General features: G+C 72.0%; 14 protein-coding genes. 10 read left to right on the forward strand and 4 right to left on the reverse strand.

The features are described 5' to 3' along the window. Positions 1-154: 154 nt before the first annotated feature. Complete coding sequence (locus NYZ98_RS20215) at positions 155-1396, reverse strand: helix-turn-helix transcriptional regulator (protein WP_262844388.1); 1242 nt, start codon at positions 1394-1396, stop codon at positions 155-157. 151 nt (positions 1397-1547) lie between these two features. Between NYZ98_RS20215 and NYZ98_RS20220 the strand changes: the two genes are divergently transcribed. Continuing rightward, entirely contained in the window at positions 1548-2411 is an 864-nt protein-coding gene (locus tag NYZ98_RS20220) for a response regulator transcription factor (RefSeq protein ID WP_262844389.1), read from the forward strand. Beyond that, positions 2408-3379 carry an endonuclease/exonuclease/phosphatase family protein gene (locus NYZ98_RS20225; protein ID WP_262844390.1) on the forward strand — a complete coding sequence of 324 codons (972 nt, stop codon included), beginning with the start codon at positions 2408-2410 and terminating at the stop codon, positions 3377-3379. Before NYZ98_RS20220 ends, NYZ98_RS20225 begins: the two co-directional genes overlap by 4 nt. A 12-nt stretch (positions 3380-3391) precedes the next feature. Here the strand turns inward: NYZ98_RS20225 and NYZ98_RS20230 are convergent, their stop codons facing one another. From NYZ98_RS20230 to NYZ98_RS20240, 3 genes are read right to left on the reverse strand one after another with little or no spacing between them, the layout of a single operon-like run. Next, positions 3392-4243: a MetQ/NlpA family ABC transporter substrate-binding protein gene (locus tag NYZ98_RS20230; protein ID WP_262844391.1), complete on the reverse strand. Its 852-nt coding sequence runs from the start codon at positions 4241-4243 to the stop codon at positions 3392-3394. 12 nt (positions 4244-4255) lie between these two features. Next, the gene (locus tag NYZ98_RS20235) at positions 4256-4912 is read right to left on the reverse strand and encodes a methionine ABC transporter permease (RefSeq protein WP_262844392.1); all 657 of its coding nucleotides are present in this window, start codon (positions 4910-4912) and stop codon (positions 4256-4258) included. Next, complete coding sequence (locus NYZ98_RS20240) at positions 4909-5865, reverse strand: methionine ABC transporter ATP-binding protein (RefSeq protein WP_262844393.1); 957 nt, start codon at positions 5863-5865, stop codon at positions 4909-4911. The genes NYZ98_RS20235 and NYZ98_RS20240 overlap by 4 nt, the downstream gene beginning before the upstream one ends. Positions 5866-6013: 148 nt before the next feature. Here NYZ98_RS20240 and NYZ98_RS20245 point away from each other — a divergent pair, with 148 nt between their 5' ends. The 8 genes from NYZ98_RS20245 to NYZ98_RS20280 all read left to right on the forward strand — a co-directional run bounded on the left by NYZ98_RS20245 (position 6014) and on the right by NYZ98_RS20280 (position 12624). Continuing rightward, positions 6014-6469 carry a DUF1932 domain-containing protein gene (locus NYZ98_RS20245; RefSeq protein WP_262844394.1) on the forward strand — a complete coding sequence of 152 codons (456 nt, stop codon included), beginning with the start codon at positions 6014-6016 and terminating at the stop codon, positions 6467-6469. Between the two features lie 47 nt (positions 6470-6516). Beyond that, complete coding sequence (locus tag NYZ98_RS20250; RefSeq protein ID WP_262844395.1) at positions 6517-7179, forward strand: GntR family transcriptional regulator; 663 nt, start codon at positions 6517-6519, stop codon at positions 7177-7179. 168 nt (positions 7180-7347) lie between these two features. Next, positions 7348-8073 (forward strand): PIG-L deacetylase family protein, encoded by a 726-nt coding sequence (locus NYZ98_RS20255; protein WP_262844396.1) that lies wholly within the window; start codon positions 7348-7350, stop codon positions 8071-8073. After that, positions 8070-8759 (forward strand): 4-carboxy-4-hydroxy-2-oxoadipate aldolase/oxaloacetate decarboxylase, encoded by a 690-nt coding sequence (locus NYZ98_RS20260; RefSeq protein ID WP_262844397.1) that lies wholly within the window; start codon positions 8070-8072, stop codon positions 8757-8759. The genes NYZ98_RS20255 and NYZ98_RS20260 overlap by 4 nt, the downstream gene beginning before the upstream one ends. After that, entirely contained in the window at positions 8756-9820 is a 1065-nt protein-coding gene (locus tag NYZ98_RS20265) for a 4-oxalomesaconate tautomerase (protein WP_262844398.1), read from the forward strand. The genes NYZ98_RS20260 and NYZ98_RS20265 overlap by 4 nt, the downstream gene beginning before the upstream one ends. Continuing rightward, positions 9817-10764, forward strand: a complete 948-nt coding sequence (locus NYZ98_RS20270) for a catechol 2,3-dioxygenase (RefSeq protein ID WP_262844399.1) — start codon at positions 9817-9819, stop codon at positions 10762-10764. The genes NYZ98_RS20265 and NYZ98_RS20270 overlap by 4 nt, the downstream gene beginning before the upstream one ends. Before the next feature lie 76 nt (positions 10765-10840). Next, positions 10841-11848: an ABC transporter substrate-binding protein gene (locus tag NYZ98_RS20275; protein WP_262844400.1), complete on the forward strand. Its 1008-nt coding sequence runs from the start codon at positions 10841-10843 to the stop codon at positions 11846-11848. Then, positions 11845-12624 carry an ABC transporter permease gene (locus NYZ98_RS20280; RefSeq protein WP_262844401.1) on the forward strand — a complete coding sequence of 260 codons (780 nt, stop codon included), beginning with the start codon at positions 11845-11847 and terminating at the stop codon, positions 12622-12624. The genes NYZ98_RS20275 and NYZ98_RS20280 overlap by 4 nt, the downstream gene beginning before the upstream one ends. Positions 12625-12721: the final 97 nt, after the last annotated feature.

Below are 12721 nucleotides of genomic sequence, written 5' to 3' on the forward strand. Positions count from 1 at the left end.
CACACGACGAACCCCGCCTCCGATGGCGCACGCTCCCGGACGCGTCCAGCCGGAGTCCTCAGATCCGTCGTCCCGGGACGTTAACGGCGGGCCCTGTCGTCCCCCTGTCTCCTGTGCGTCGCCCCCCTGTCGCCCCGGCAGGGGCGGGGGACGTTCAGACCAGCAGCGGGGGCAGGTCGAGGCGGCGGTTGACGCCCAGCTTGGTGTAGACGCTGCACAGGTGGTTGCCGACCGTGCGCGGGGACAGGGCGAGCCAGTCGGCGATCTCGCGATTGGTCAGGTTCCACGACGCGAGCCGGGCGACCTCGAACTCCCTGGCGCTGAGCACGGTGGCCTCCTCCTCACCGGGGCCGCGGACCTCGCGCACCCGGCCGAGCCGGTTCCGGGTGGCGACGGGCGCCGACCCGGCCCTGATGAGCCGGCCGAGTAGCGGATGCGCGAGCCGTACCAGGAGGCCGGAGCGGCGGACCTCGACGGCGATCAGCACCCGCCGTTCCACGCGCTCGACGGCGCCGGGCGAGGTGAGGCGGATCAGCGTGTCCAGCGCGAGGGGCTCGCCGGTCGCCACGTACTCAAGGACCTCCCGCTCGGCGTCGTCGAGGGCGCCGATGTCCGCCAGGACGAGCTGCCGCAGCCTGCCGGTCAGCACCAGCTCCCCCCGCCACCGCCACCGCCCGTCCACCCGCGTGAACGACTGGGAGGCGACGAGCTCGACCAGGAGGCGGACGTTGCCGCCGGCCGCGTGCCGGAGCGACCGGGCCGTGGCGGGCTCGACGTCCCCGGAAAGGGCGGCGGCCAGCAGGCGCGCGGTGTCCTGCGCGGACAGCGGCGCCAGGTCGAGCCGGGACAGCCGGCCGTCCTTCCACAGCGACAGGATCGCCGGGGGGAGCGCGGCCCCGGCGAGGGCGCTGACGGCGAGCCGCGCTCCGCGGTGGACCACCAGGTGCCTGACCGTCGCCGCCGAATGGGCGTCGAGCAGATGACCGTCGTCCACCACCAGAACCATCCGGCCACCCGCCGCCCTACCCGGGCCATGAATCGGGACCGGACCCGGTACGGGGATCGGGGCTGGGACCGGGCTGGGGAAGGGGGTGGGGCTGGGGACCGGGGCCGGTGGCCAGATGGCCTCCGCCGCCCACCTGATCGGGTTGACCGCGTCGGGCGAGCCGGGCAGAAGGTGCGCCAGGGCCCCGAACGGCACGTCCGCACCGGCGCCCGTCACCCGCAGCACGGGCGTGCCGCTGAGTTCCAGGGCCGCCACCGCCTCCGCCAGCAACCGGGTCCTGCCGGAGCCGCCCTCCCCCACGACGAGGACGCCCGCGCCCTCCCGCAGCGCGGCCCGGATCGCGTCGCACTCCGTCGTACGTCCGGTGAACGGCACCATCGAGTGAGACACGGGCGTTTCCTTCATGACAAAGACGCCTTTCGGCGCGACGAGCGGCTTCGGTCGCCGGTACCGCGCCCCCCGCGGCCGGTGCCTGAAGGTAATTTTTGGCATAGCGTCGGCCTTGGCGGTATACGCGGAAGTACGTAGCCGTAGGGGCGGGATGCTTTCCAGGAACAGGTACGACCAGGTGCTCGATCTGGCCGTCGAGCTGACGGCGATGAGCCCTGCCGAGATCGACTACGGCTGGATCGCCGAGTCGCTCCAGCGGGTGCTGGAATGCCCCGTGGCCACCTTCTCCGAGGTCGGCAGGAACGGCGTCAAGGGGCTGGGGTGGCCGGAAACGCGCCTGCCCACGTCCACGATGACCGACGTCACCCGCCGCAACATGGAGCGTCACCCGCTGATCCAGCACTACGTACGGACCGGCGACCGCAGGCCGCTCGCGGTCACCGACCTGACGAGCCTGCGAAGCTGGCGCTCCTCGGCGGTCGGCTCCGACATCCGGTCCGTCACCGGTTTCTACGACCACCTGGCCCTTCCCCTGCTGTCCCCGGCGGGCACCATGCGCGCGTTCGCCCTGGGCAGGGAGGACGGGAGCTTCAAGAAGCAGGAACGCGAATTCGTGGAGCGGCTCCACCCCCTGCTGATCGCCCTGGACCGCAGGGCCCGCCGATCACGCTCCCCCGCGAGCCCGCTGACCCCGCGCGAGCAGCAGGTCCTCGGTCTCATCGCCGACGGCCTCACCCGCCGCCTCGCGGCCCGGCGCCTCCAGATCTCGATCAGAACCGTCGACAAACACCTCGAAGCCATCTACCGCAAACTCGGCGTCACCAGCCACATCCAGGCCATCCTCCACCTGACCGGCTCCCGCTGGCAGACGGACCGGTACGCGCCCCCGGCCGCCGATCCGCGCACCAGCGTCGTGCGCCCCCCTGACGGTTGCGCGTGCGGAAACGAAGGCTCAGCATGTGGCCTCTCCCCCGCCAGAAAAGTGGCCCCGCCCCTGCGACAATCACCGCCATGACCGACGAACCGGCCCCCAGGCGGCGGTGGCGCTGGGTGACCGTCCTGGCGTGGCTGCTCCTCCTGCCGTTCGCGGCGTGGGCCGCGCTGCGCCTCACGGGATGGGACGCCGGCCTGTACTGGATCCAGCTCGTCGCCTTCACCCCGTACGTCGCCGCCGCCTCGGTCGCCGCGCCCCTGACCGCTCTGCTCCTGCGCCGGTGGCGGATCGCGGCGGCGGGTGCGCTGGTGACGGCGGTGCTGGGCGCGTGCGTGCTGCCGAGGGCGCTGGCCGGGGGCGATCCGCCGGCCGCCGGGCGTGAGCTGCGGATCATGACCGCCAACATGGCCGCGGGGGCGGCCTCGGCCGAGGCGGTCGTCGGCCTCGTGCGGCGGCTGAAGCCGGACGTGCTGACGGTTCAAGAACTCACGCCCGACGCGGTGGAGGGCCTGAAGAGGGCCGGGCTGGGCGACCTGCTCCCCACGCTCGCGGGGAGCCCTGCGAAGGGGCCGTGGGGGTCGGGCATCTACGCGCGGTTCCCGCTCCGCGCCGCGCCGGTCATCGAGTACGGGAACTTCCGCCAGGCCGTGGCCGTCGTGCGGGTGCCGGGGGGTCCGGAGGTGTACGTGGCGTCGGTGCACCCGTGCGCGCCGCGCTTCGGCTACAAGGTCGCGTGCTGGGCGCAGGGCCTGCGCGCGCTTCCCGGCGCCGAGCCGCGGGGAGTGGTCCGCGTCCTGGCCGGGGACTTCAACGCGACGCTGGACCATGGGGCGCTGCGGCGCCTGGTCGGGACGGGGTACCGGGACGCCGCCGACGCGACCGGCCAGGGGCTGTCACCGACCTGGCCCGCCAAGGGGTGGCGGCCGATCCCCGGGGTGACGCTCGACCACGTGCTCGCCGACCCGCGCGTCGCGGTGCGCGCGTACAGCACGCACCTGGTCCCCGGGACCGACCACCGCCCCCTTTTCGCCCACCTGGTACTCCCCTGAGGCGGGGGCCGGTCAGGTCGTGGAGGAGATCACCGAGCCCTGGTAGGTGGTCTCGATGAACTTCTTGACCTCGGGGCCGGCCAGGAGTTCGGCCAGCTTCTTCACCCGGGGGTCGTTCTCCTTGCCCTTGCGGACGACCAGCCCGTTGGCGTACGGGTTGCCCTCCGCCTTCTCCAGCACCAGCGCGTCGGTGGCGGGCTTGAGCCCGGTCTCCAGGGCGTAGTTGCCGTTGATCACGGCGGCGTCCACGTCTTCGAGCGAACGCGGAAGCTGGGCCGCCTCCAAGGGCTTGAACTGGAGCTTCTTGGGGTTGTCCGCGACGTCGCGTTCGGTGGCGGCGGTGCCGACGCCCGGCTTGAGGGTGATCACCCCGTTGTCCTCGAGCAGTTTGAGCGCGCGGCCCAGGTTGGTCGCGTCGTTGGGCAGCGCGACCGTGGCGCCGCTCCCCAGCTCGGTCACGGCCTTCACCTTCTTGGAGTACAGGCCGAGCGGCTCAAGGTGCACGGCCTGGACGAACGTCAGCTCCTCGCCGCCCTTGGACTTCAGGAAGTCCGCCAGGTACGGCCGGTGCTGGAAGTAGTTCGCGTCGAGCTGGCCCTCCTGGAGCTGCACGTTCGGCTGCACGTAGTCGGAGAACTCGACGATATCCAGCTTGATCCCTGCCTTGGCGGCAAGGTTGTCGCTGACGTACTTGAGGATCTCCGCGTGCGGCACCGGGCTCACGCCGACCTTCAGCGGAGCGTTCTCGGCCGCGGGTGCCCCCGATGCCGCCGCCGTAGTGCCGCTCGTGCCGGACGAGCCCCCGCAGGCGGTGAGCACCAGTGCCAGCACGGCCGCGGCCGTGACCCCCATGAATCTACGCATCCCCGAAATCTCCTATCTGTGTGCGAGCCTGCGAGCGATGGCGTCGCCCAGGATCTGGATGAGTTGAACGAGCAGGATCAGCAGGACGACGGTGACGACCATGACGCCGGTGTCGAACCGCTGGTAGCCGTACCTGATGGCGAGGTCGCCGAGTCCGCCGCCGCCGATCGCGCCCGCCATCGCGGAATAGGAGATCAGCGCGACGACGGTGACGGTCAGCCCGGCGACCAGCTCCGGCAGGGTCTCGGGCAGCAGGACCTTCGTGACGACGGTGACCCGCCGCGCCCCCATCGCCTGCGCGGCCTCCACGACCTCGCGGCCGACGCCGCGCAGCGCGGTCTCCACCAGCCGGGCGTAGAACGGGACGGCCCCGAGCGTCAGCGGGACGATGGCGGCCACGGTGCCGATCGTGGTGCCGGTGAGCAGCCGGGTGAACGGCAGGATCGCGACCATCAGCACGATGAACGGCAACGACCGCCCCACGTTCACGACCGCCCCGAGCACGGCCTTCACCTTCGGCAGCGGGGCCAGGCCGCCGCGGTCGGTGGTGACCAGCAGGACGCCGATCGGCAGGCCGAGCAGCGCCGTCAGCAGCGTCGACCAGAAGACCATCTGCGCGGTCTCCGCGGTGGCCTGCCCAAGAATCGGGAGCAGTTCCTCGAACGTCATGGGCCCTCCACCAGTACGCCGCGTCCGCGCAGGTAGGCGAGCGCGGCGGCGGTCTCCCCGCCGTGCAGCCCGACCCGCAGCCGGCCGACCGACACGCCGCGCAGCTCCTCCAGCGAGCCGCCGAGAATGTCCACGTCCACGTCGAACTTCCGCACCAGGCCGGACAGCACCGGCTCGCCGGCCTGCCCGGCGGCGAAGGTCAGGGTGACGCTGCCGGGCGGCGCGGGCTCGGGCAGCGGGAAGATCTCCCGGGTCAGCAGGGCGCCGGGCCGGGCGATGAGGTCGTGGACGAGCCCGGACTCCAGCACCTTCCCGTCCCGCATCGTGGCCGCCGAGTCGCACACGCTCTTGATCACCTGCATCTCGTGCGTGATCAGCAGGATCGTCAGCCCCAGCTCGGTGTTGAGCCGCCGCAGCAGGGCGAGGATCGACTGCGTGGTCCCCGGGTCCAGGGCGCTGGTCGCCTCGTCCGACAGCAGCACCTTCGGCCGGGCCGCGAGCGCGCGGGCGATGCCGACCCGCTGCTTCTGCCCGCCGGAGAGTTGCGCCGGGTACGCCCCCGCCTTGTCCGACAGCCCGACCAGATCCAGCAGCTCGGCCACCCGGGTCCGGCGCTCGGCGCGCGGCGTCTTGGCCACCTCCAGCGGGAAGGCCACGTTCGCGGCGACCGTGCGGGAGGCCAGCAGCGCGAAATGCTGGTGGATCATCCCGATCCGCTGCCGCGCCGCGCGGAGCTCGGCGTCCCCGAGGACGGTCAGGTCCTGCCCGCCGACGGTCACGGTGCCGCTGGTCGGCCGTTCCAGCAGGTTGACGCAGCGCAGCAGCGTGCTCTTCCCGGCCCCGCTCTGCCCGAGCACGCCGAAGATCTCGCCCTCGCGCACATCGAGGTCGACCCCATCGAGCGCCACCACGCCGGTGCCGTACACCTTGCGCAGGGCAGAAACATGTATCACAAGTAGGTTATATCGGAAATCTTGACACAGTTCGAACCGGGGGTCTTCTGACGGGCGTAAGGGCCGCGTGCGCGACCGGCCGGGAGACCGGGTGACATGATTTTCAGCTATCTTGTTAACAATAAGGGCGGCGTCTGCGGAGGTACGTGTGGTCACGGTCGCGGTGCTCGGGCTGGGTGAGGCCGGGGGACTGATCTCGCGGGACCTGCTCGCGGCCGGCGCGAAGGTGCGCGGCTACGACCCCGTGGTGCGGCCTGGTCCTGGGGTGATCCCCTGCTCCGGGGAGGCCGACGCCGCCACCGGGGCCGATCTGGTGCTCAGCGTCAACAGCGCCGCCGCGGCCGAGGAGCTGACCGCCGCCCGCGCGGCTGGGCTGGAGGACTGGCTGCGTGAGAACATCGGCGAGGAACTCGCCGCGGCGGACGCGTCCTTCGTGACCCGGCTCGAGGAGGGCACCATACGGCACGCCGAGCGGCGGGCGCACGAGATGACCGCCGCCGCCGAGCTGCTGGCCGAGCTGGAGGTCCCCGTCCGGATCACCGAGGCGAGCCTGGCCTGGCTGGCCGAGCTCGCCGCGGCGGGGTCCACCGTGGAAGAGGCGTAAGGGCGGCGATGTCGTCGCCGATCAGGTACACAGCGAGCGAGGAGCTCATGCCAGCGCAGGAACAGGAAGCGTCCGGCCAGGGGGCCGTCGTCGTGCGGGACGTCACCGCCGCGATCCGGGAGGCGATCGCGCGCGGCGACTTCGCCCCCAACCAGCGCCTGGTGGAGGCCGACCTGTCACGGCAGTTCGACGCCAGCCGGGGCAGCGTGCGCACGGCGCTCTTCGAGCTGACCAACGAGGGGCTCGTCGAGCGCGAGCAGAACCGGGGCGCCCGCGTGCGGGCGGTCACGGTCGCAGAGGCCGTGGAGATCTCCGAGGTCCGGATGGTGGTGGAGGGCCTGTGCGCGGCCAAGGCGGCCGAGCGGATCACCGATGAGGAGATCGCCGAGCTGCAGGAGATCGGCGCGGCCATGCGCGCGGCGGTGGCCGACGGGCACGTCCTGCGGTACTCCGAGCTCAACCAGGCGCTGCACCGGCGGATCAGGGACATCGGCGGCCAGGCGACGGCGGCCGGGGTGCTGGAGCGGCTGCGCGCCCAGAACGTGCGTCACCAGTTCCGGCTGGCCCTGGTGCCCGGCCGGCCGCAGGTCTCGCTCGTCGAGCACCTGGCCATCATCGACGAGATCTGCGCGCACTCGCCGGCGGCCGCCGAGCGGGCCATGCGCCGGCACCTGACCAGCGTCATCCAGGCGCTCAAGAACGCCGAGTGAGCCGCTGACGGTCGCCTGACCGACGCCGCGCCTTCCACGGCCTCGTCCTCTCTTCTCGCCGGTCGTGCCGGGTCCTGTCGCGGATCAAAGTATTGCAGACAATATTGTTGACAATCACGATCTACCTCGGCAAGATGGGCGCGAACCCGACCCTGCGGAGGAGATCTGATGAGCAACCCCTTGCTGGTGGTGAGCGCGCACGCCGGAGACTTCGTCTGGCGGGCCGCGGGCGCGATCGCCCTGGCGGCCGAGCGGGGTGACCGGGTGAGAGTGGTCTGCCTGAGCTACGGCGAGCGCGGCGAGTCCGCCAAGGCCTGGCGCGAGGGGAAGAAGCTGGAAGAGATCAAGGAGCTGCGCCGGGCCGAGGCCGAGGCCGCCGCCACCGCTCTGGGCGCGGAGATCGAGTTCTTCGACGCCGGGGACTACCCCCTGCTGGAGACGCCCGAACTGACCGACCGCCTGGTCCACGTCTACCGCGAGTTCGTCCCGGCCGTCGTGCTCACCCACACCTTGAGCGACCCGTACAACGGCGACCACCCCGCCGCCGCCCGGATGGCGTTGCAGGCGCGGATCCTCGCCCAGGCGATCGGGTACGACGCGCCCGGCGAGCCGCTCGGGGCGCCGCCGGTCTTCTTCTTCGAGCCGCACCAGAGCGAACAGTGCGACTTCAAGCCTGATGTGCTGCTGGACATCACCCCGGTGTTCGAGCGCAAAGAGCGGGCGATGACCTGCCTGCCGGCCCAGCAGCACATGTGGGAGTACTACACCGACCTCGCCAGGCGCCGTGGCGTGCAGCTCAGGCGCAACGCCGGGCCGAACCTCGGCCTGGCCCACACCACGATGGCCGAGGCGTACGTGCGGTTCTACCCGCAGACCACCGGGATCCTGGCATGAGGACCGTGGTCGTCACCGGCCCGCCCCGCGCCGACCTCGCCACCGTGGACGCGCTCGCCGCGCACGGTGCCGCGACGGTCCACGAGGCGATCGGGCGCACAGGCTTCCTCGGCGCGCACCTGCGCCCCACCCACCTCGGCTCCCGGATCGGCGGGACGGCCGTGACCGTGCTGGCCTGGCCGGGCGACAACCTGATGATCCATGTGGCGGTCGAGCAGTGCGGGCCGGGCGACATCCTGGTCGTCACCACCACCTCCCCGTCCACCGACGGGATGTTCGGCGAACTGTTCGCGACCGCGTTGCGGCACCGTGGCGTACGCGGCCTGGTCACCAACGCGGGCGTCCGCGACATCGCCGAGCTGCACGCGATGGGCTTTCCGGTCTGGTCGGCCGCCGTCAGCGCCCAGGGCACCGTCAAGGCCACCGCGGGCGCGGTGAACGTGCCGATCACGATCGGCGGGCAGGTCGTCCGCCCCGGCGACGCGATCGTCGCCGACGACGACGGCGTCGTGTGCGTGGCCCGCGAGAACGTCGCCGAGGCGCTGTCGGCCTCCGACGCCCGCGCGGCGAAGGAGGAGGCGACCCGCGCCGCCTTCCGCGACGGCGAGCTGGGCCTCGACCGGTACGGGCTGCGCGCGATGCTCCCCGGGCTCGGCCTGGTGTACGAGCCATATGAGGCGCCGTGACCGGCGTGCCCTGCATGCTCATGCGCGGCGGCACCTCCAAGGGGGCCTACTTCCTGGCCGGGGACCTGCCCGCCGACCCCTGCGAGCGTGACGAGCTGCTGCTGCGCGTCATGGGCACCCCCGACCCGCGCCAGATCGACGGGATCGGCGGCGCCCACCCGCTGACCAGCAAGGTCGCGATCGTGTCCCCTCCGGCCGCGCCCGGCGCGGACGTCGACTACCTGTTCCTGCAACTGGGCGTGGAGGAGGCGGTCGTCTCCGACCGGCAGAACTGCGGCAACCTTCTGGCGGGCGTCGGCCCGTTCGCGGTCGAGCGCGGCCTGGTGGCGGCCGGGCCCCGGGAGACGAGCCTGCGCATCCGCATGGTCAACTCCCAGAGCCTGGCCACCGCGACGTTCCCGACGCCGGGCGGCGTGGTCGGCTACGAGGGCGGCACCGCGATCTCCGGGGTGCCAGGGACCGCCGCGCCGATCATGCTGGACTTCGCGGACACCGCAGGGTCGGCCTGCGGCGCGCTGCTGCCGACCGGCAGGGTCCGCGACGTGGTCGACGGCGTCCCGGTCACCTGCGTGGACAACGGCATGCCGGTGGTGGTCGCCCCGGCCTCCGCGTTCGGGCTCACCGGGTACGAGGGCGTGGCGGAGCTGGCCGCCGACGACGCGTTGCGCGACCGCGTCCAGTCGCTGCGGCTCAAGGCGGGCGCGCTGATGGGGCTCGGGGACGTGACCGGCGCGTCCGTCCCCAAGACCACCCTGGTCGCTCCCCCGCGCGACGGCGGGGCGATCAGCACCCGGACGTTCATCCCGCTCAAGGTGCACGCGTCGATCGGCGTGTTCGGCGCCGTCACCGTCGCGACCGCGCTGCTCATGGACGGGGCCGTCGGCCACGACCTGGCCGAGCTCCCGGCCGGCGGCGGCCCGCTGGCCATCGAGCATCCCACCGGGCGGCTCGAGGTGCTGGTGGAGCTGGACGGCACGGACGTGCGCCGCGCCAGCCTGGTCCGCACCGCACGCAAACTCTTCGACGGCACCGTCCACCCACGACCCGGAGGTCTCCGATGACGGCGGAACACGAGATCGCGCACGTCGCCAATGTGGAGCTGCTCACGCCCGAATTCGACAGGAGCCTGTGGTTCTTCACCGAGGTGATGGGGCTGACCGAGGTCGGTTCCGAGGGCGATTCGGTGTATCTGCGGACCTGGGACGACTACGAGCGGCACACCCTGAAGCTCACCGCGCACCACACCTCGGGCCTGCGCAGGATGGCGCTGCGCGCCTCCTCTCAGGCCGCCCTGGACCGGCGGGTCGAGGCGGTCGAGGCGGCGGGGCTGGGCGTCGGCTGGCGGGACGGCGATCCGGGGATCGGCCCGACGTACGTCTTCCGCGACCCCGACGGGCACGAGCTGGAGATCTACTGGGAGAGCGAGTGGTACCAGGCCCCCCCGGAGCTGGCGCCGTCGCTGAAGAACCAGGCCCAGGCCTACCCGGCGCGCGGGGTGTGCGTGCGGCGGCTCGACCACGTCAACTACCTGGCGGCCGAGGTGGAGGGCAGCGCCGATTTCGTGCGCGAGGTGCTGGGCGGGCGCCCGACCGAGCAGATCCTGCTCGACAGCGGCACGATCGGGGCTCGCTGGCTCAGCTTCACCAACAAGTCCTACGACCTGGTCTACACGCGGGACTGGACCGGCAGCAACGGCAGGCTGCACCACATCGCCTTCGCCACCGACACCCGCGAGGACATCCTGCGGGCCGCCGACATCTTCCTCGACAAGGGCGTCCACATCGAGACCGGCCCGCACAAGCACGCCATCCAGCAGACCTTCTTCCTCTACGTGTACGAGCCCGGCGGCAACCGCATCGAACTGTGCAACCCGGTCGCCAGGCTCATCCTGGCGCCGGACTGGAAGACCATCACCTGGACCGAGGCGGAGCGGGCCAAGGGCCAGGCCTGGGGCCTGAAGACGATCGAGTCGTTCCACACCCACGGCACCCCTCCCGTCGGCTAGGCGGGACACCGTGGCCGCCCGGAGGGCACGAATCCCCACATCAAGATTGGTGACCAAATCGTTGACAATCTTGTAGGTGATTTCTAGCATCATCGACACCCGCCCTCACCCCCTGGAGAAGCCCGTGATCAAGTTCCGTGCGGCCGTGGCCGCCGCTTCCGCCCTGTGCCTGGCCGCGCTGACCGCGTGCGGAGGCGGCGAGGCCGATCCCGACGCGAGCGGGCCCACCCCGGTCAAGGTCGGCGTGATCGCCATCGTCGACGTCGCGCCGATCTACCTCGGCGTCCAGCAGGGGTTCTTCACCGAGCAGGGGCTGAAGGTCGAACTCGTCCCGGCCCAGGGCGGGGCCGCCATCATCCCGGCGGTGGCCAGTGACCAGAACGACTTCGGCTTCAGCAACTTCACCTCGCTCATGGTCGCCTCGTCCAAGGGCCTCGGCCTGAAGGTCGTCGCGGCCGGCGCCGCCTCGACGGGCGTGCAGGGCATGGACTTCGGCGGGGTCGTGGTCAAGGCCGACAGCCCGCTGAAGACCGCCAGGGACCTCTCGGGGAAGAACGTCGCGGTCAACACGCTCAACAACATCAACGACACCACCGTCCGCGCCTCGGTCCGCACCGCGGGCGGCGACCCCAAGGCGGTGAAGTTCACCGAGCTGGCCTTCCCGAACATGCTCGCCGCGCTCGACCAGGGCAGCGTGGACGCCGTCCAGATCGTCGAGCCGTTCCTGTCGGCGTCGCTGAAGGCCGGCGACCGGATCATCGCCTCCAACTACGTGGACGCCGCCCCCGACCTCTCCGTCGCCGGGTACTTCACCTCCGCGAAGACCGCCGCCGCCAAGCCCGACCTGGTCAAGAGGTTCACCGCCGCGATGCGGAAGTCGCAGGAGTACTCCAACGCCCACCCCGACGCCGTACGCAAGGTGCTGCTCACCTACACCAAGATCGACGCCTCGGCGGCCGGGTCGCTCACCCTCCCCGCCTTCCCCGCCGAGATCAACCGCGCCTCGCTCGACACCCTCGCCAAGCTCGTCCAGGACGACGGGCTGATCACCAAGGCCCCCGACCTCGCCGGGCTGCTTCCGTGAGGCGCACCCCGCCGCCTTGGGCACTGGGCGGGCTCGGCCTGGCCGGGCTCGTCCTGGTGCTCGAGGCGACCCCCCGGGTCGGCCTCGTCGACCGCCGGTACCTGCCGCCCTTCAGCGCCATGGTCGAGGCCCTGGCCGGCCAGGCGGGCACCGCCGAGTTCTGGCGGTCGCTGCTGGAGACCCTGCGCGGCTGGGCGCTCGGGCTGGGCATCGCGATGGTCGCGGGCGTGGTGCTCGGTCTGGTGATCGGCGGGGTGCCGGTCGCCCGGACGGCGACGACCTCGACGATCGAGTTCCTGCGGCCGATCCCGTCGGTCGCGCTGATCCCCCTCGCGGTCCTGCTCTTCGGCACCGACCTGCGCTCCACCCTGCTGATCGTGGTGTACGCGACGTTCTGGCAGGTGCTCGTCCAGGTCCTGTACGGGGTGCGGGACGTGGACCCGGTCGCCAGGGAGACGGCCAGGTCCTACCGGTTCCGGCCGCTCACCCAGGTCCGTACCGTGCTGTGGCCGACCGCGCTCCCGTACGTGCTGACCGGGTTCCGGCTCGGCGCGGCCGTCGCGCTGATCCTGGAGATCACCGGCGAGCTTGTCATCGGCTCGCCCGGCCTCGGCAGGCAGATCGCCGAGGCGCAGAACTCCGGCGCGGTCCCCGCGATGTACGCGCTGGTCATCGTGGTCGGCCTGATCGGTGTGGCGGTCAACGCGGCCGCCCGCGCCACCGAACGCCGCGCGCTGCGCTGGCACCCCTCGATCCGCCGGGAGATCCCCGCGTGAACGTCCCGAGCCTGGAGATGCCCGCGTGAACGCCCTGAGCCTGGAGATGCCCGCGTGAACGCCCTGAGCCTGGAGATGCCCGCGTGAGAGCCCATGA

It is taken from the genome of Sphaerisporangium corydalis, from assembly GCF_025506355.1.
Lineage (GTDB): Bacteria > Actinomycetota > Actinomycetes > Streptosporangiales > Streptosporangiaceae > Sphaerisporangium > Sphaerisporangium corydalis.

Bases quoted from the DNA above. Each gene is read 5' to 3' on its own strand.
- NYZ98_RS20250 (WP_262844395.1), top strand. From the start codon at position 6,517: ATGCCAGCGCAGGAACAGGAAGCGTCCGGCCAGGGGGCCGTCGTCGTG.
- NYZ98_RS20235 (WP_262844392.1), bottom strand. From the start codon at position 4,912: ATGACGTTCGAGGAACTGCTCCCGATTCTTGGGCAGGCCACCGCGGAG.
- NYZ98_RS20225 (WP_262844390.1), top strand. From the start codon at position 2,408: ATGACCGACGAACCGGCCCCCAGGCGGCGGTGGCGCTGGGTGACCGTC.
- NYZ98_RS20270 (WP_262844399.1), top strand. From the start codon at position 9,817: ATGACGGCGGAACACGAGATCGCGCACGTCGCCAATGTGGAGCTGCTC.
- NYZ98_RS20255 (WP_262844396.1), top strand. From the start codon at position 7,348: ATGAGCAACCCCTTGCTGGTGGTGAGCGCGCACGCCGGAGACTTCGTC.
- NYZ98_RS20260 (WP_262844397.1), top strand. From the start codon at position 8,070: ATGAGGACCGTGGTCGTCACCGGCCCGCCCCGCGCCGACCTCGCCACC.
- NYZ98_RS20220 (WP_262844389.1), top strand. From the start codon at position 1,548: ATGCTTTCCAGGAACAGGTACGACCAGGTGCTCGATCTGGCCGTCGAG.
- NYZ98_RS20230 (WP_262844391.1), bottom strand. From the start codon at position 4,243: ATGCGTAGATTCATGGGGGTCACGGCCGCGGCCGTGCTGGCACTGGTG.